Source organism: Streptomyces sp. NBC_00859, assembly GCF_045161865.1.
Taxonomy (GTDB): domain Bacteria; phylum Actinomycetota; class Actinomycetes; order Streptomycetales; family Streptomycetaceae; genus Streptomyces.
This window is the reverse complement of the sequence record NZ_CP108826.1, coordinates 2,514,840-2,531,332: the sequence shown is the minus strand read 5'-3', so window position 1 is coordinate 2,531,332 and position 16,493 is coordinate 2,514,840. Positions and strand designations below refer to the sequence as shown.

The following is a 16,493-nucleotide window of genomic DNA, read 5'->3' as shown; positions in this document are numbered from 1 at the left end:
CCGCCCATGACCACCATCACCACGGGTACGGACAAGCTCACGCGCGACGCGCTGGCCGTTCTCCAGCCCGGCTTCACCGGCACCACGGCGCCCGACTGGCTGCTGCGCAGGATCAGCGAAGGGCTCGCGTCCGTCGCCCTGTTCGGCCGCAACGTCACCAGCGCTCCCCAGGTCGCCGCGCTCACCGCCCAGCTGCGGGCCGAGCGGGACGACGTCCTCGTCGCGATCGACGAGGAGGGCGGCGACGTCACCCGTCTGGAAGTGCGCACCGGTTCGTCCTTCCCCGGGAACCTCGCGCTCGGCTCGGTCGACGACCCTGAGCTCACCCGCGCCGTCGCCCGCGAGCTGGGCCGGCGTCTCGCCGAGTGCGGGGTCAACCACAACTGGTCCCCGTCCGCCGACGTCAACTCCAATCCGGACAACCCGGTCATCGGCGTACGGTCCTTCGGCTCCGACACCGCACTGGTGGCCCGGCACACCGCCGCGTACGTCGAGGGCCTCCAGGCCGCCGGGGTCGCGGCCTGCACCAAGCACTTCCCCGGCCACGGGGACACTGCGGTCGACTCGCACCACGCGATGCCCCGGATCGACGCCGACCTGGAAACGCTGAACGCCCGTGAGCTGGTGCCTTTCCGGGCCGCCATCGCAGCGGGCGCCAAGTCGGTCATGAGCGCGCACATCCTGCTCCCCGCACTCGACCGTGAGCGCCCGGCGACGCTGAGCCCGCAGATTCTGACCGGTCTGCTGCGCGGCGAACTCGGCTACGAGGGGCTGATCGTCACCGACGGCATCGAGATGAATGCCATCGCGTCGGCGTACGGCATCGAACGCGGCACCGTCCTCGCCATCGCGGCCGGCGCCGACGCCATCTGTGTGGGCGGCGGCCTCTCGGACGAGGGCACCGTCCTGCGGCTGCGTGACGCGCTGGTGGCGGCGGTACGGGCGGGCGAACTGCCCGAGGAACGGCTGGCGGACGCCGCCACGCGGGTACGCGAGCTCGCAGGGTGGACACGCCGGGCCAGGGGGGCTTCGGAGCCGGGCGCGGCGTCGCAGGAGGGGACCGCGCCCGGCTCCGACGTCGGCCTCGTCGCGGCCCGGCGTGCGCTGCGGGCCGTCCCGGCCGACCACCGTCCGCTGACCACCGCCCCCTACGTCGCCGCCTTCACCCCCGGGGCGAACATCGCTGTCGGTGACGAGACCCCGTGGGGCATCGCAGCCGAGCTGGCGGCCCTGCTGCCCGGAACCGGCACCGGCACGTACGGAGCGGACAGCGCGCCGGGCGATGTGCTGGCCGCCGCGGGCGGGCGCACGATCGTCGCCGTCGTCCGCGACGCCCACCGCCACCCGTGGATGCCGGCCGTGCTCGACGCGCTGCTCGCCGCGCGCCCCGACACCGTGGTGGTCGAGATGGGTGTCCCGCTGGCCGAGCCGCGCGGGGCGCTGTACCTGGCGACGCACGGCGCGGCCCGGGTCTGCGGCCGTGCGGCGGCCGAGGTCATCGCGGGCGTCGCCACGCGTTAGCGCACCGCGCGGAGCGAAACGTCAGGAGCGCAAGACGATGGCCGGGCACCCGAGGGTGCCCGGCCATCGCCTTGCGGCCTGTTACAGGCCCTGCCACTCCGGCTTCGACGCGAAGGTGTGGCGGAAGTAGTCGGCCAGCTTCAGCTTGGACGCGGCCGCCTCGTCGACGACGACGGTCACGTGCCGGTGCAACTGGAGCGCGGATGCGGGCACCACCGCTGCCACCGGCCCCTCGACGGTCTGCGCCACGGCCTCGGCCTTGCCCTCACCGGTGGCCAGCAGCACCACATGGCGGGCCTCCAGGATGGTCCCGATGCCCTGGGTGATGACGTGGTGCGGCACCTGCTCGATGTCGCCGTCGAAGAACCGGGCGTTGTCGATCCGGGTCTGCTCGGTCAGCGTCTTGATCCGGGTGCGGGAGGCGAGCGACGAACAGGGCTCGTTGAAGCCTATGTGCCCGTCGGTGCCGATACCCAGGAGCTGGAGGTCGACCCCGCCGGCCTCGGCGAGCGCCCTGTCGTACGCGTGGCAGGCCGCCGGGATGTCGTCGGCCGATCCGTCGGGGCCCATGAAGGAGGCCTCGGTGAGCCCGAGCGGTTCCACGACCTCGCGCAGCACCACCGAGCGGTACGACTCGGGGTGCCCGGCCGGAAGGCCGACGTACTCGTCGAGCTGGCAGATCCGGGCGCGCCCCGCGTCCACTGCCCCGGCGCCGGCCTTGGCGGCCAGCGCCTGGTAGACGGGCAGCGGGGTCGAGCCGGTGGCGACACCGAGCAGAGCGTCGGGCTTGCGGCGCAGCAGGCCGGCCATGGCCTCCGCGATGACTTCGCCGCCTGCCTTGGCGTCCGGGACGATGACAACTTCCACGCTGGGCCTGCCGATCTGGAGAGTGCAGATATGTGGTATAGACCAATCTAGCAGAGCGCGCCGTTCCCGCTAGCGGTTCCCCGTCATCTCATGTTCGATTGAAGGCGGGTGCATCGCACCTGGATCACCTGTGGACCGCGGGGGGAACGCACGGAACAGCTCGCGGAGGCACTCGGATGCACCAGAGCGAACAACCGGGGCGCATGATGTCCGGCGAGACGGCCGAGCAGCCCGCGGTGCTCCGCCGGATCCTGTCGGAGGGCGCACCGCGGATCGCCGCTACAGCGGCGGCCGTCGCCGGGCGCAGGCCGCGCTTCGTCCTGCTGAACGCACGCGGCTCCTCGGACAACGCCGCGCTCCACGCCAAGTACCACCTGGAGATCCGGCTCGGGCTGCCGTGCGGGCTCGCCTCGATGTCCACGACGACGGCGTACGGGGCCGAGCCCGACCTGACCGACGTACTGGTCATCACGGTCAGTCAGTCCGGCGGCTCACCCGACCTGGTCGCGTCCACCCGGGCCGCACGGAGGGCCGGAGCGATCACCCTGGCGGTCACCAACAACGCGGACTCGGCGCTGGCCGCCGTGTCCGAGTACCACATCGATATCCTCGCGGGCCCGGAGAGAGCGCTGCCGGCGACGAAGACGTACACCGCGTCGCTGCTCTCCCTCTACCTCTTCGCCGAGGGCCTGTGCGGTGGGGACGGTTCGGCGGCGGGGGTGCTGCCGGGGCTGGCGGAGCAGGTGCTGGCCCGGCGCGAGGAGATCAGGGTGCTGGCCGCGCGCTACCGGTTCGCCACCCGCATGGTGATCACTTCGCGCGGTTACGGCTACCCGACGGCCAAGGAGGCCGCGCTGAAGATCATGGAGACGAGCTACATCGCGACGCTGCCCTTCTCCGGGGCCGACCTGTTGCACGGCCCGCTCGCGATGGTGGACAACGTCTCGCCGGTCATCGCCGTCGTCACCGGCGGCCGGGGCGGCGAGGCCCTCCAGCCGGTCCTCGACCGGCTGCGGGGCCGTGGCGCCGACCTGGTGGTCATCGGCCCGAAGGCCCAGGTCGACGCGGCGTCGGCCGGCTTCGTGCTGCCCACCGACGGGGTGCCGGAGGCCCTTCAGCCGATCCTGGAGATCCTCCCGCTCCAGCTGCTGGCGTACGAGGTCGCCGTCGCCCGCGGCCAGGACCCGGACTCCCCGAGGGCCCTGACCAAGGTGACGGAGACCCGCTGACGCGTCCGCGCCGGACGCGACCGGTGCCCCGGCCGGCGCGGCGCCTCGGGCGTCGTGTCCCGGGGCATCGCCTCAGGCCAGCGATCCGCCCGTGGCGTCGATCCACTGCCCTGTCACCCAGCGGCCGTCGTCGGAGGCCAGGAAGGCCACCACGTCGGCAACGTCAGCGGGCGTTCCCACCCTGCCCAGCGCCGACAGTGCGGCCGCCTGTGCCCACGAGTCGTCGCTCGCCCGCAGCATCGCCGCCGTGTTGTCCGTGTCGATGATTCCCGGCGCGACCGCGTTGACGGTGATCCCGCGCGGTCCGACCACCTTGGCCAGGTACTTCGTGAAGACGTCGAGTGCGCCCTTGGTCATCGCGTAGGTGATCAGCTCGGGCATCAGTGCCGCGTGCGAGAGGCCGGTCGAGATATTGATGACGCGGCCGCCGTCCCGCAGCCGGCCGAGGCCGAGCTGGGCCAGGAAGAAGGGCGCCCTGGTGTTCACGGCGAAAAGCCGCTCGTACTCCGCCTCCGTGGTCCGTTCGAAGGGCTCGGATGTGCCGATGCCCGCGTTGTTCACCAGGATGTCCAGCCCGTCGGCCTGCTGGTCGAAAGCGCTCCAGAGCGTCTCCGCGTCACCGGGCACTCCCAGCTCCTGGCCTATAGCGAACGCGGATCCGCCCATCGACTCGATCGTTGCGACGGTCTTCAGGGCCGCCTCCTCGTTGCGCCCGAAATGCACGGCGACCCGCGCCCCGTCCCGCCCCAGCCGCTCGGCGATCCCCCGGCCGATGCCCCGGCTCCCGCCCGTGACCAGTGCCGTCCTGCCCTTGAGCCTGCTCATGGCTGTGCCCCCCTGCATTCTTTAGTGATCGATACAGAATGACCGTAACATATTGTCTAGCGACCGCTATAGAATGGGGGCATGGCGACGAAACAGCGCGGGCGGCCCCGGTCGTTCGACCGCGAGCAGGCCCTGGAGCAGGCCATGATGGCGTTCTGGGAGCACGGCTACGAGGCGACGTCGGTCGCCGACCTCACCCGTGTGATGGGGATCGGTGCCCCCAGCCTCTACGCGGCGTTCGGCGACAAGAAGACGCTCTTCGGCGAGGTCGTGGAGGTGTACGCGTCGACGTACGGCTCGTACTCGGTCCGCGCCCTGCGTGAGGAGCCCACCGCGCGTGCGGGGATCGCGCGGCTGCTGCGCGAGTCGGCCGCCGAGCTCACGGACCCGGCCCATCCGCGCGGCTGCCTCGTGATCAGCGCCGCGGCCAACTGCTCGACGGCGGAGGTGGAGCAGGGCCTCCGCGAGCGGCGGAACGCCAGCGTCGCGGACTTCGAAAGCCGGATCAGAGCCGATATGGCGAGCGGGGAACTGCCGCCCGGCGTCGACGCGGGCACGCTGGCGCGCTTCAGCGGGGCGGTGCTCCAGGGCATGTCCCAGCAGGCCAGGGACGGGGCGACGCGCGATGAGCTCCAGCAGTTGGCGGACACCGCGATGCTGGCCTGGCCCGGACGGGGCGCGGGCGCCACACAGAGGTGAGCGGCGCCACCCGGAAACGACTGCGGGCCGCGGCGCCGGTGCGGCAGGGACCCTCGGCCCGGCCGTACGGCACCGCAGCCCTCAGCTGCATCGGCCGTCAGGTGTGCGGTTCCCGGCGGCCGTGGGAGGACTTGGCGCAGTCAGGGCAGAGAGCGCCGCGTACCTCGTCTCCACTCTCCTGTGCGGGGAGAGCGGAAGTCTTTGCACGCACATTGTGGACTAGACCATTCTCCGATGTCCATGCGTACGACGGAAAGATTCCGGCGGGTACGCTCACACACGTGCCCTCCATGAACGATCTCGTACGCCAGCACACCGCTCTGGGCGACACCGACCTCGAGTGGCTGCATCTGCTGGTCTCGGAGTGGCAACTGCTCTCCGACCTGTCCTTCGCCGACCTCGTGCTGTGGGTCCCCACGCGCGACGGCACCCGCTATGTCTCCGTGGCACAGATGCGGCCGAACACCGGCCCCACCTCCTACCAGGACGACATGGTCGGCCATCTCGTTCCCCGCGGCCGGCGTCCACTCCTGGACGCGGCCCTCGACGAGGGCCGGATCGTGCGCGAGGGTGACCCGGAGTGGCGGGAGGAGGTGCCCGTACGGGTCGAGTCCATTCCGGTCCGCCGGGAGGGCCGTGTACTCGGAGTGATCGCCCGCAACACCAACCTGCTCACTGTCCGTACACCTTCCCGCCTCGAACTCACGTATCTCCAGTCGGCTTCCGATCTGGCCCAGATGATCGCGGCGGGTTCGTTCCCCTTCCCCGGCCAGCAGGTCGACATGGACGCGTCGCCGCGCGTCGGCGACGGAATGATCCGCCTCGACGCGGACGGTGTGGTCCAGTACGCCAGCCCCAACGGACTCTCCGCCTATCACCGCCTCGGACTCGCGTCCGACCTGGTGGGCCAGCACCTCGGTCAGCTGACGACCGACCTCGCACCGAGCCGCGGCCCGGTCGACGAGGCCATGGTCAAACTGGCCAGCGGCTACGCGCCACGGGAGACGGAGGTCGAGGGGAACGACGGAGTGATCCAGCTCCGCGCCATCCCGCTCTCCCCGAAGGGCGTCCGGATCGGCTCGCTGGTGCTGCTGCGGGACGTCACGGAACTGCGCCGCCGGGAGCGCGAGTTGATCACCAAGGACGCCACGATCCGTGAGATCCACCACCGGGTGAAGAACAACCTCCAGACGGTGGCCGCGCTTCTGCGCCTCCAGGCCAGGCGGATGGATTCGGACCGCGGCAGGGAGGCGCTCAACGAGGCGGTGCGGCGCGTCGGTTCCATCGCGATCGTCCACGAGACGCTCTCGCAGAATCTCGACGAACGTGTCGAGTTCGACCAGATCGCCGACCGGGTCATCGCGATGGTGGCCGAGATCTCGCCCGGCAAGGTCGACTGCCGCCGTACGGGCCGCTTCGGCATCCTGGACGCCGAGGTCGCCACACCGCTCTCCATGGTGCTGACCGAGGTGCTGCAGAACGCACTGGAACACGCCTTCGGGCCGGGCGAACTGGGCACCGTGGAGGTCTCCGCGGTCCGGGGCGGGCTGCGTGAGGACGCCAGGCTGCTCATCACGGTGCAGGACAACGGGCGCGGACTGCCCGAGGGGTTCGACGCGAAGACCGCGGGAAATCTGGGGCTCCAGATCGTACGGACTCTGGTGGAAGGAGAGTTGGGCGGCTCCTTCGACATGGTCCCGGCTCCGGAGCGCGGTACCCAGGTGGTGCTCGACATACCGGTACCGGGTGACGCGTAGACCGGCCGCGTGGGCACAGCGGTGAGCCCCGGACCGATGGATGGTGGTCCGGGGCTCACTGTGTGCTGGGGAGACCGAATCTCCCGGCGTTCTAGTACTGCGTGCGCATCGGGGGTACTGCGCGCTGCGGTTCGGGGGCGACGGTGGTGCGTACTCGCTGTACGCGCGCCGCCGGGCTCAAGCTCGTGAACAGGGTGGTCAGGCGGTCGCGTTGCGCGCCCGGTTGCGAGCGGCACGGCGCTTCATTGCGCGGCGCTCGTCCTCACTGAGGCCACCCCAGACGCCGGAGTCCTGGCCGGACTCGAGCGCCCACTGCAGGCACTGCTCCATGACGGGGCAGCGGCGGCAGACGGCCTTGGCTTCCTCGATCTGCAGCAGCGCGGGACCGGTGTTGCCGATGGGGAAGAACAGCTCCGGGTCTTCCTCACGACAAACGGCGTTGTGACGCCAGTCCATGGCTGCTACCTCTCTTAGGGTGTTACGTGCAGGTTGCTTGTGAATGTGAACGCTTTCACGAATCCCCCCACAAGTGAAGGGCCGACTTCCAGATGACCTGGTTGCGGGTCCTGTGTGTTGAGGTGGGGTTCTGGCTTTCCGGGAGGCCGGTGTTGCGGGCCGTCCCGAGCGCCATGTAGAGATTCGCAAACCTCGGCTGCGGATACAACCCCTTCTGGAAAGTTTTTTTTGATTCCTCGGTGTCGGCTAGGTCACAGCCGTACTTCCATGGGGTGGATCCCAGCCCAAACGTTCGAGTTAAAGGACTTTGGGCCCTTCCACTCACACAATCACACGCAGTGCACGGCGTACGCCTGTGAACGTCACGCTCGTACGCAGTCCCAGGTGGTCGCCGTCCATCTGGAAGGGGAGTCGGGCCTTGGAATGCAAGGAGAAGTCCGTCAGGTCATGCAGCGAAACTGCGTGCTTTCCGTGCGGACCGCGTTCAGGCGTCGAAGTGAGCAATTGAGTGGCAAAGCGCGTCACATGAGCGGTCGACATCTTTGACAGCGCCAGCACGTCGAGCGCGGTGTCGAAAGACGCCTCGGGGGAGGCGTACATCGGGCGATTGCCCAGGTAGGTATAGGGAGACGTGTTGCAGATTATGGACATCACGAGACCGGAGACCGGGTCCTCGCCCGGACGTTCCAGGGTGATCGCACCGTGCCTGCGGCTCGGCTCGTCCAGGAATTGGCGGACCACCTGGCGCACGTAGAGGGCATGGGTGGACCGCTTTCCGCGTTCCCTCTGCTGTTCGACCCGGCCGACCACACCCGCGTCGAAACCGAGCCCCGCACAGAAAGTGAACCAGCGCGAGGGGACCCCCTCGTCCGCCGTGCCCGGGGTGCCGGCCGCCAGGCCCAGGCCGACCGTCCGCTCCCGGCGCTCACGCAGCGCATCCAGGAGTGCGCCGGTCGCCTCCACCGCGTCGTTCGGCAGCCCGAGGGCACGGGCGAAGACGTTGGTGGAGCCGCCGGGCACGACCGCGAGGCCGGGCAGGCGGCCGGGGTCGGGGCCGTGGTGGAGCAGCCCGTTGACCACCTCGTTGACCGTGCCGTCGCCGCCCAGTGCGACGACGAGGTCGATGTCGTCACTCTCCGCGGCCCGCCTGCCGAGGTCACGCGCGTGCCCCCGGTACTCGGTCGTGACCGCCTCCAGCTTCATCTCGCTGGCCAGTGCGTGCAGCAGTACGTCACGAGTGCGGGCACTGGTGGTGGTTGCTGCCGGATTGACCACAAGGAGTGCGCGCATGCTCTGAAGATTACCTACCGCTTGGTACCGGGCCCAGCCCCGGCCTCGATCCGGACCGCGGGGTGCCCGCTACCCTGCAGGGGTGAGTACCGACCAGACCGCAGAGCAGCCCAGCGGCCCCCGCCCCGCCCGTCTGACCGCCGCCGCGGCGCTGGCCGCGCTGGAGGGGGCGGCGATGGCCGCCGGGGGGCTGTACGTGATCGGCAAGGGGGTGTTCGCCGGTGGCGACAGCCCCGAGCAGTCGGTACTGGCCGGACTGACGCTGATCGTCCTGGCCCTGATCCCGCTGCTCGCGGCCCGCGGCCTGCTGCTCCGCCGCAGCTGGAGCCGGGGTCCCGCGATCGTCACCCAGATCATCGCGCTGCCCGTGGCGTGGACGCTGCTCTCCGCGCAGGGTGTGCTGATTCCCGCGGGCGTGGTGCTTGCCGTGGTGGCCGTCGCGGCGCTCGTCCTGCTGGTGAATCCGACGACGGCCAAGGCACTGGGAATCCGGGGACCGCGGGGAGCGTAGGACGTGTCCGCGAAGTCGCGTCGCCGCCCGGGGCGGAACGGCGGGGCCCCGCTTCGAACTGCCCGCGGGGGCCCCGGCCGCTCGTCGGCGGGCTACTCCTCGACCAGCAGGCGCTCGCGCAGCTGCGCCAGTGTCCTGGCCAGCAGTCGCGAGACGTGCATCTGTGAGATCCCCACTTCCTGGGCGATCTGCGACTGTGTCATGTTGCCGAAGAAGCGAAGCAGCAGGATCCGCTTCTCTCGCGGCGGCAGATCCTCCAGCAGCGGCTTGAGGGACTCGCGGTACTCGACGCCTTCGAGCGCCTCGTCCTCCGAGCCCAGGGTGTCCGCGACCGCCGGCGACTCGTCGTCCGTGTCGGGGACGTCCAGCGACAGCGTCGAGTAGGCGTTCGCGGATTCCAGGCCCTCCAGGACCTCTTCCTCCGAGATGCCCAGCCGCTCCGCCAGCTCGTGGACCGTGGGTGCCCGGCCGTGCTGCTGGGAGAGCTCCGCTGTGGCCGTCGTCAGGGACAGCCGCAGCTCCTGGAGCCGCCGCGGTACCCGGACCGCCCAGCCCTTGTCGCGGAAGTGCCGCTTGATCTCACCGACCACCGTCGGTGTCGCGTACGTGGAGAACTCCACTCCGCGATCCGGGTCGAACCGGTCCACCGACTTGATCAGACCGATCGTGGCGACCTGGGTCAGATCGTCCAGCGGCTCGCCCCGGTTACGGAACCGGCGGGCCAGATGTTCGACCAGCGGCAGATGCATCCGCACCAGCCTGTTGCGCAGGTCGGCCTTCTCCGGTGAGCCGTCCGGGAGCTCGCGCAGCTCGATGAAGAGCGCCCGCGCCCCGCTGCGGTCCCGCGGGTTGTGCTGCTCGTGGTGCTCGTCCTGCTCGCTCATGAGGCCCGCCTGATCCGCCGACTCCAAAAGGCCTTCCACCGGATGCGGCCGGGCCTGTTGCTCCGGGATGTCCCCCGCGCCCCGCGCCTGCGCGCCGCGCTCGCCGTCCCGCACCGGTCCGTCCCCGCTCACGCCGGTCCTGGTCCAGCGCCGCGCTGTTTGTACAGGCTGATGCTGACCGTACGGTCGTCGGCGACCGTCGATTCGACCTTGCCCGCGAGTGCGGAGAGCACTGTCCAGGCAAAGGTGTCGCGCTCCGGCGCGCGGCCGTCCGTGGTGGGTGCGGAAACCGTCACTTCGAGGGAGTCCTCGACGAGCCGGAACACGCAGCTCAGTACGGAGCCGGGCACGGCCTGCTGAAGCAGGATCGCGCAGGCCTCGTCCACCGCGATGCGCAGATCCTCGATCTCGTCGAGGGTGAAGTCCAAGCGCGCTGCGAGGCCGGCCGTGGCCGTACGCAGTACGGACAGATAGGCACCCGCAGCGGGCAGCCGGACTTCCACGAAGTCCTGGGTCCCGGGCTCGCCTGCGATCTGGGACACCCTCACCTCCAAGGTGGCACAAGCTCGTTCATGGTCGGGGAAAGCATGCTCCCGCGACCGTGCGTGACATGGTCGCTTCCTGACGCCGTGACGCTATCGCGATCCAAGGTTCCCTGTCGCCAGGGCCCCCACCCGGCAACTGTCACTCATGGTAAGCCCATGAGTACATACGGTCGCCAGGGGTGTGCACATCCGGTTGCGGCGCTGTGATTCTCCGGAACATCCGGGGCCCGTGAGGTCCGGGGCGCTCCGGTCAACCGGAAAGACACAGCGGACGGTTGACGTACCCAGAGCTCAGACGATCGAACCGTCGACAAAGCACCATCGCCAGCGCTCTCCCGGCTCGAAACTCCGCATCACCGCGTGCCCGGTCTCCTTGAAGTGACCTGTGGCGTGCTGGTACGGGGAGGAGTCGCAGCAGCCCACATGCCCGCAGATCAGGCAGAGGCGCAGCTGCACGGGATGGCTTCCGATGGCCAGGCACTCGGGACAGGTGTCGCTCAACGGGGCCGGCTCGGGGCGCGGCAGTTCTGCAACGTGCTGGCACTCACTCATGATTGCCAGGTTACGACGGACCGGGATCAAGGGCGGGGAGACCCATGGACGCATTGCCGCTGGTGGCACTGGTGGCGGGCAGCGCGGCGGTGGCGGGGGTCGCGCGCCGCACTCCGGTGGCCGCACCGCTGCTGCTCGTCGCTGTCGGGCTGGGCGCCGCGTATCTGCCGGGCGTGCCCGAGTACACGCTCGACCCGGGGATCGTCCTGCCGCTGGTGCTGCCGCCGCTGCTCTACACGGCGGCCGTCGACTCCTCGTACCTGGACCTGCGGGCCAACCTGCGGCCGGTCGCGCTGCTCTCGGTGGGCTACGTGCTCTTCGCGACCCTCGCGGTGGGATGGCTGGCCCATCTGATCGTGCCGGACCTTCCGCTGACCGCGGCCCTGGTGCTCGGCGCGGTGATCGCGCCGCCCGACGCGGTGGCGGCCACGGCCATCGCCCGTCGACTCGGTCTGCCCTCCCGGCTCACGACGGTGCTGCAGGGCGAATCCCTGGTCAACGACGCGACCGCGATCACCGCCTACAAGGTGGCGCTGGCGGCCGCCGTCGGCGACGGGGTCTCCTGGGCGGGCGGCCTCGAGGAATTCGCACTGGCATCGGTGGGCGGAATCGGCATCGGCCTGGTCCTGATGGTGCCGCTGCACTGGCTGCGCACCCACCTCAGGGAGGCGCTGCTCCAGAACACGCTCTCGCTGCTCATCCCTTTCGTCGCTTACGCGCTGGCGGAACGTCTGCATGCGTCGGGGGTGCTCGCCGTGGTGGTCGTCGCGCTCTATCTGGGACACCGCTCCTGGCAGGTCGACTTCGCCACCCGGCTTCAGGAGGAGGCCGTCTGGAAAATGGTCTCCTTCATTCTGGAGTCGACGGTCTTCGCGCTGATCGGGCTGCAATTGCCCTTTGTGCTGCGGGGCCTGGGCACTTACGGGGGAGGGGAGGCCGCCTGGTACGCGGTGGCCGTTTTCGTGGTGGTCGTCGTGGTGCGCTTCGTCTGGGTGTTTCCGGCCACTTTCCTGCCGCGCGTGCTCTCCAGCAGGATCCGTGAACGCGAGCCCGATACGGACTGGACCGCGCCTGTCGTCGTCGGGTGGGCCGGAATGCGCGGTGTGGTCTCACTGGCCATCGCGTTCTCGATTCCGCTGACCGCGCACGGGGAACCCTTCGTGGCCCGGAACCTGGTGCTCTTCCTGACCTTCACCACGGTCATCGCGACGCTGGTCGTCCAGGGCCTTTCGCTGCCGCCGCTGATCCGGCTGCTGAGGATCCCGGGGCGGGACGCGCACGCGGAGACGCTCGCCGAGGCCGAGGCGCAGAACGAGGCGTCGCAGGCGGCGCAGGAGCTGCTGGACACGATGCTCGCCGACGAGGACAACGGGCTCCCGGAGCCGCTCGCCGACCGGTTGCGCGCTGTGATGGCCCGCCGCCGGAACGCGGTCTGGGAGCGGCTCGGCACGGTGAACGAGCACACCGGTGAGAGCGCGGACGACACCTACCGGCGGCTCGCGCGGGCGATGATCGGGGCCGAGCGCGAGGTCTTCGTCGAACTGCGCGACCGGCGGCGCATCGACGACGAGCTGCTCAGGACGCTGCTGCGCAGACTTGACCTGGAGGAGGCCGCGGCCTACCGGGACGAGGAGGGCTGACCGGTGATGACGGCGGCGACCCGGGTGCCCGGCGGGAAGGCGCCGTCCGCGGCCAGCGCTGTCAGTCCGTACAGCATCTTGGCGACGTAGACCCGCTCGACGGGCAGTCCGTGCTGCTCCTCGAATCCGGCGGCGAACGCTTCGAGGGCGGGGGAGGTACGGGCGTACCCGCCGAAGTGGAATCGGTCGTCGAGCCGCCACTCACCGGCCGGGCCCCCGAAAGCGGCCTGCTGGAGCCTTGCGACCTCCGCGCCGAGGAAACCGCCCTTCAGGACGGGGAATCCGATGGCCTGCCCGCCCTCCGTGAGGCCGGCCGCCAGCCCCGCGAGCGTGCCGCCGGTGCCGACCGCCACCGCGACAGTGTCCGCGAGGCCGTTCAGTTCCCGGCCGAGCGCCCCGCAGCCGTGCACGGCCGCGGCGTTGCTGCCGCCCTCCGGGACGACGTACATCCCGGAGGTGTCGATACCGGCAGGGACCGCTTTGGCGCGGTAGGTCCGACGGTCCACGAAGTGCAGCCGCATGCCGTCGGCGGCGCACCGGGCGAGGGAGGGGTTGAGCGGGCGGTGGGCCAGCTCCTGCCCCCGCACGACGCCGACGGTCGGGAAACCGAGCAGCCGGCCCGCCGCCGCTGTGGCCCGCAGATGGTTCGAGTACGCGCCGCCGAACGTCAGCACGGTCCGGCCGGCGGCGGCGGTCAGGTTGGGCGCGAGTTTCCGCCATTTGTTGCCCGGCAGGTCCGGGTGGATCAGATCGTCACGTTTGAGCAGCAGCTGTACGCCGTACCGGGCGAAGCGCTCGTCGTCGAGCGGCTCCAGCGGGGACGGCAGCTGCGGCCGCAGCCGGCCGGGGCCGGGGGCAGGGCCGGGGGCTCCAGGGGACATGGGTCCATTGTCCGCCCCCGGCCGCCCAGGCCGCCGGCCGCCCCAGGCCGTCCCCGGCCGGCGCCTGTCCTGCGGAGGAGGCGCCCGGCCGGCGGCGGGCGAGCCGTGACGTGCACAGAACGAGTTGCTGAACGCGGGCGCCAATGTGCCCAACTCAAAGCCCTATTAGTCACACTCTTTTGTGTAATGGCGCGCCGTCGGTCTGCCCTGGAAGGCTCCTTCCCGTAGGTCAGCCGATGATCGAGAGGACGTCAGATGTCCGTTGGTGAAGAGGTTCGCGACACGCAGGCACCGCCGCAGCAGAGTCTGGGCACGGCAGCTGCGCGGAACCTCGCAACGACCACCAAGTCCGCGCCGCAGATGCAGGAGATCACCTCACGGTGGCTGCTCAAGACGCTGCCGTGGGTCCAGGTGCAGGGTGGTACGTACCGGGTCAACCGCAGGCTGAGCTACTCGGTCGGCGACGGTCGTGTGACGTTTGTGCAGACCGGAGACCGTGTCGAGGTCATCCCGGCCGAGCTCGGTGAGCTGCCCGCACTGCGGGACTACGCCGACGATGCGGCCCTGGCCGAGCTGGCGCAGCGCTGCACGCAGCGGGAGTTCGCGGAGGGCGCTGTGCTGGCCGCCGAGGGCGACGCGGCGGACCGGGTGTTCCTGCTGGCGCACGGCCGGGTGCAGAAGGTCGGCACGGGGCCCTACGGGGACGAGACCGTGCTCGGTTCGCTGGCCGACGGGGCGTACTTCGGCGACCAGGCGCTGCTGGAGGAGGACGCCACCTGGGAGTACACGGTCCGCGCCGACACGGCGTGTGTCGCCCTTGAGCTGACCAGGGCCGACGTGCTGAACCTCGCGGAGCGAGCGGACTCGCTGCGCGAGCATCTCGCGGGCCGCGCTTCGGTGCCCGAGCAGCGCACCAACAGCTACGGCGAAGCAGCGATCGACCTCTCCGCGGGCCATGTGGGCGAGGCGAGTGTCCCGCACACGTTCGTCGATTACGAGGGTGCGCCCCGGGAGTACGAGCTGAGCGTCGCCCAGACCGTGCTGAAGGTCCACAGCAGGGTGGCCGATCTTTACAACCAGCCGATGAACCAGACCGAGCACCAGTTGCGGCTCACCGTCGAGGCGCTGCGCGAGCGCCAGGAGTACGAGCTGGTCAACAACCGCGAGTTCGGCCTGCTCAACAACTGCGACTACGGGCAGCGGCTCCAGCCGCACGACGGAGTGCCCAGCCCGGACGACATGGACGAACTGCTGTCGCGCCGGCGCGGATCGAAGCTCTTCCTCGCGCACCCGAAGGCCATCGCCGCGTTCGGCCGCGAGTGCAACAGGCGGGGGCTGGTGCCGGAGAGCGTCGATGTCGGAGGCCAGCATGTGCCCGCCTGGCGCGGGGTGCCGATCTTGCCGTGCAACAAGATCCCGGTCAGTGACGCCCGCACCACGTCGATCATCTGCATGAGGACCGGCGAGGCCGAACAGGGCGTCATCGGGCTCCAGCAGAGCGGGATCCCCGACGAGATCGAGCCGAGTCTGTCGGTCCGGTTCATGGGGATCGACGAGAAGGCGATCATCTCCTACCTGGTGACGGCCTACTACTCCGCTGCGGTTCTCGTGCCGGATGCCCTCGGTGTGCTGGAGAACGTCGAAGTCAGCCGCTGGCGGTGACGTGAGGCCCCGGACGGACCGGCCCGGACGGCGTGCAGGCTGCCGCAGGGACCGGTGTGTCCGGGGCGGCCGTGGCGACCACGACGTACGCACGCCACAGAGGAAGTGACCATGACCATGACCAGAACGGACGCCGCGACCGAAGGACATGAGGCCGCAGCGCTCCTGGAACGTACCCGCACCGTCGTGGACCCTGAGCTCCGCGCCGCACTGGAGTCCCTGCCGGGCCCCATGCGGCACATCGGGATGTACCACTTCGGCTGGGAGCACGCGGACGGCTCACCGGCCGCCGGGCAGGCGGGCAAGGCGATCAGACCCGCGCTCGTCCTCGCCGCTGTCCAGGCACTGAACGGAGAGCCGCGGCAGGCGGTGCGGGCGGCGACCGCGGTCGAGTTGGTGCACAACTTCACGCTGCTGCACGACGACGTCATCGACCGGGATGCCACCCGCAGACACCGGGCGACCGCCTGGGCCGTCTTCGGCATACCTGACGCGATCATCACCGGGGACGCGATGCAGGCGGTGGCGCTGCGGCTGCTCGCGGATGACCCCCACCCCGCGGCGAAAGCGGCCGCCGGGCGGCTCGCCGCCTGCGTCATCGAACTCTGCGCGGGCCAGCAGGCGGACTGCGCCTTCGAGGCCCGTGCGGAGGTCTCGCTGGACGAATGCCTGACCATGGCCGAGGCCAAGACCGGTGCGCTGCTCGGATGCGCCTGCGCGATGGGAGCTCTCTACTCGGGGGCCGGCCCCGAGGCGGCGTCCGCGATGGACGCGTTCGGCCGGGAGGCCGGGCTCGCCTTTCAGCTGATCGACGACCTGATCGGGATCTGGGGGGAGCCGTCCCACACCGGCAAACCGGCCGGTGCGGATCTCGTCGCCCACAAGAAGTCCCTGCCGGTGGTGGCCGCGCTGGGCTCGGGCACCAGTGCGGCGCGGGAGCTGGCCGAGCTGTACCGCGGCCCTCTCGACGAGGACGGTGTGAGACGGGCGGCCGACGCGGTCGACCGGGCCGGCGGCCGGGACTGGGCACAGACCGAGGCTGCCGACCGGATGGCCAGAGCCGTGGGCCACCTCTCCCGCGCGGTTCCCGACCTCGCGGCGGCGGGCGGCCTGCTCTCTCTCGCGGAGTATGTGACGCGGCGCAGCCGCTGAGCAGTACCGCGCCCGTGGTCGG

At 70.5% G+C, this 16,493-nt stretch carries 16 protein-coding genes; 8 read left to right on the top strand and 8 right to left on the bottom strand.

The window, feature by feature from the left end:
* Positions 1-6 precede the first annotated feature (6 nt).
* A complete protein-coding gene (locus OG584_RS10590; RefSeq protein WP_405777306.1) occupies positions 7-1,521 on the top strand; it encodes a glycoside hydrolase family 3 protein in 1,515 nt (504 codons plus the stop codon).
* A gap of 81 nt (positions 1,522-1,602) precedes the next feature.
* Here OG584_RS10590 and nagB read toward each other — a convergent pair whose 3' ends face one another.
* Positions 1,603-2,388 carry a glucosamine-6-phosphate deaminase gene (gene nagB, locus OG584_RS10585; RefSeq protein WP_405777304.1) on the bottom strand — a complete coding sequence of 262 codons (786 nt, stop codon included), beginning with the start codon at positions 2,386-2,388 and terminating at the stop codon, positions 1,603-1,605.
* Between the two features lie 176 nt (positions 2,389-2,564).
* Between nagB and OG584_RS10580 the strand changes: the two genes are divergently transcribed.
* Entirely contained in the window at positions 2,565-3,617 is a 1,053-nt protein-coding gene (locus tag OG584_RS10580) for an SIS domain-containing protein (protein WP_405777303.1), read from the top strand.
* A 72-nt stretch (positions 3,618-3,689) separates the two neighbouring features.
* Here the strand turns inward: OG584_RS10580 and OG584_RS10575 are convergent, their stop codons facing one another.
* A complete protein-coding gene (locus OG584_RS10575) occupies positions 3,690-4,442 on the bottom strand; it encodes an SDR family oxidoreductase (protein ID WP_405777301.1) in 753 nt (250 codons plus the stop codon).
* A gap of 81 nt (positions 4,443-4,523) precedes the next feature.
* On the opposite strand from OG584_RS10575, the gene OG584_RS10570 reads away from it, so the two are divergent.
* Positions 4,524-5,141, top strand: a complete 618-nt coding sequence (locus tag OG584_RS10570) for a TetR/AcrR family transcriptional regulator (RefSeq protein ID WP_405777299.1) — start codon at positions 4,524-4,526, stop codon at positions 5,139-5,141.
* 290 nt (positions 5,142-5,431) lie between these two features.
* Positions 5,432-6,898 (top strand): histidine kinase N-terminal domain-containing protein, encoded by a 1,467-nt coding sequence (locus OG584_RS10565; protein WP_405783989.1) that lies wholly within the window; start codon positions 5,432-5,434, stop codon positions 6,896-6,898.
* A 198-nt stretch (positions 6,899-7,096) separates the two neighbouring features.
* Here OG584_RS10565 and OG584_RS10560 read toward each other — a convergent pair whose 3' ends face one another.
* Both OG584_RS10560 and OG584_RS10555 read right to left on the bottom strand, forming a co-directional pair.
* Positions 7,097-7,354, bottom strand: coding sequence for a WhiB family transcriptional regulator (locus OG584_RS10560; protein WP_004937597.1), 258 nt, complete (start codon positions 7,352-7,354; stop codon positions 7,097-7,099).
* Between the two features lie 321 nt (positions 7,355-7,675).
* Positions 7,676-8,644: a diacylglycerol/lipid kinase family protein gene (locus tag OG584_RS10555; protein WP_405777297.1), complete on the bottom strand. Its 969-nt coding sequence runs from the start codon at positions 8,642-8,644 to the stop codon at positions 7,676-7,678.
* Between the two features lie 82 nt (positions 8,645-8,726).
* Between OG584_RS10555 and OG584_RS10550 the strand changes: the two genes are divergently transcribed.
* A complete protein-coding gene (locus tag OG584_RS10550) occupies positions 8,727-9,155 on the top strand; it encodes a hypothetical protein (protein WP_405777295.1) in 429 nt (142 codons plus the stop codon).
* A gap of 92 nt (positions 9,156-9,247) precedes the next feature.
* On the opposite strand, the gene OG584_RS10545 is transcribed toward OG584_RS10550, so the two are convergent.
* From OG584_RS10545 to OG584_RS10535, 3 genes are all read right to left on the bottom strand, one after another.
* On the bottom strand, positions 9,248-10,153 hold the full coding sequence (locus OG584_RS10545) for an RNA polymerase sigma factor SigF (protein ID WP_405783987.1): 906 nt from the start codon (positions 10,151-10,153) through the stop codon (positions 9,248-9,250).
* Positions 10,154-10,167: 14 nt separating this feature from the next.
* Positions 10,168-10,581 carry an anti-sigma regulatory factor gene (locus tag OG584_RS10540; RefSeq protein WP_327295308.1) on the bottom strand — a complete coding sequence of 138 codons (414 nt, stop codon included), beginning with the start codon at positions 10,579-10,581 and terminating at the stop codon, positions 10,168-10,170.
* Between the two features lie 294 nt (positions 10,582-10,875).
* Complete coding sequence (locus OG584_RS10535) at positions 10,876-11,136, bottom strand: UBP-type zinc finger domain-containing protein (RefSeq protein WP_405777294.1); 261 nt, start codon at positions 11,134-11,136, stop codon at positions 10,876-10,878.
* 44 nt (positions 11,137-11,180) lie between these two features.
* Here OG584_RS10535 and OG584_RS10530 point away from each other — a divergent pair, with 44 nt between their 5' ends.
* Complete coding sequence (locus OG584_RS10530) at positions 11,181-12,776, top strand: Na+/H+ antiporter (RefSeq protein ID WP_405777292.1); 1,596 nt, start codon at positions 11,181-11,183, stop codon at positions 12,774-12,776.
* Here OG584_RS10530 and OG584_RS10525 read toward each other — a convergent pair.
* The gene (locus OG584_RS10525) at positions 12,755-13,657 is read right to left on the bottom strand and encodes a 1-aminocyclopropane-1-carboxylate deaminase/D-cysteine desulfhydrase (RefSeq protein ID WP_405777290.1); all 903 of its coding nucleotides are present in this window, start codon (positions 13,655-13,657) and stop codon (positions 12,755-12,757) included. The genes OG584_RS10530 and OG584_RS10525 overlap by 22 nt on opposite strands.
* A gap of 255 nt (positions 13,658-13,912) precedes the next feature.
* Here OG584_RS10525 and OG584_RS10520 point away from each other — a divergent pair, with 255 nt between their 5' ends.
* Positions 13,913-15,319, top strand: coding sequence for a family 2B encapsulin nanocompartment shell protein (locus OG584_RS10520; protein WP_405777288.1), 1,407 nt, complete (start codon positions 13,913-13,915; stop codon positions 15,317-15,319).
* Between the two features lie 117 nt (positions 15,320-15,436).
* Positions 15,437-16,471 carry a family 2 encapsulin nanocompartment cargo protein polyprenyl transferase gene (locus tag OG584_RS10515; protein WP_405783985.1) on the top strand — a complete coding sequence of 345 codons (1,035 nt, stop codon included), beginning with the start codon at positions 15,437-15,439 and terminating at the stop codon, positions 16,469-16,471.
* The last annotated feature ends 22 nt before the right edge of the window (positions 16,472-16,493 follow it).

Bases quoted from the DNA above. Each gene is read 5' to 3' on its own strand.
- OG584_RS10590 (WP_405777306.1), top strand. From the start codon at position 7: ATGACCACCATCACCACGGGTACGGACAAGCTCACGCGCGACGCGCTG.
- OG584_RS10580 (WP_405777303.1), top strand. From the start codon at position 2,565: ATGCACCAGAGCGAACAACCGGGGCGCATGATGTCCGGCGAGACGGCC.
- OG584_RS10575 (WP_405777301.1), bottom strand. From the start codon at position 4,442: ATGAGCAGGCTCAAGGGCAGGACGGCACTGGTCACGGGCGGGAGCCGG.
- OG584_RS10570 (WP_405777299.1), top strand. From the start codon at position 4,524: ATGGCGACGAAACAGCGCGGGCGGCCCCGGTCGTTCGACCGCGAGCAG.
- OG584_RS10565 (WP_405783989.1), top strand. From the start codon at position 5,432: ATGAACGATCTCGTACGCCAGCACACCGCTCTGGGCGACACCGACCTC.
- OG584_RS10560 (WP_004937597.1), bottom strand. From the start codon at position 7,354: ATGGACTGGCGTCACAACGCCGTTTGTCGTGAGGAAGACCCGGAGCTG.
- OG584_RS10555 (WP_405777297.1), bottom strand. From the start codon at position 8,644: ATGCGCGCACTCCTTGTGGTCAATCCGGCAGCAACCACCACCAGTGCC.
- OG584_RS10535 (WP_405777294.1), bottom strand. From the start codon at position 11,136: ATGAGTGAGTGCCAGCACGTTGCAGAACTGCCGCGCCCCGAGCCGGCC.
- OG584_RS10530 (WP_405777292.1), top strand. From the start codon at position 11,181: ATGGACGCATTGCCGCTGGTGGCACTGGTGGCGGGCAGCGCGGCGGTG.
- OG584_RS10525 (WP_405777290.1), bottom strand. From the start codon at position 13,657: ATGTCCCCTGGAGCCCCCGGCCCTGCCCCCGGCCCCGGCCGGCTGCGG.
- OG584_RS10520 (WP_405777288.1), top strand. From the start codon at position 13,913: ATGTCCGTTGGTGAAGAGGTTCGCGACACGCAGGCACCGCCGCAGCAG.
- OG584_RS10515 (WP_405783985.1), top strand. From the start codon at position 15,437: ATGACCAGAACGGACGCCGCGACCGAAGGACATGAGGCCGCAGCGCTC.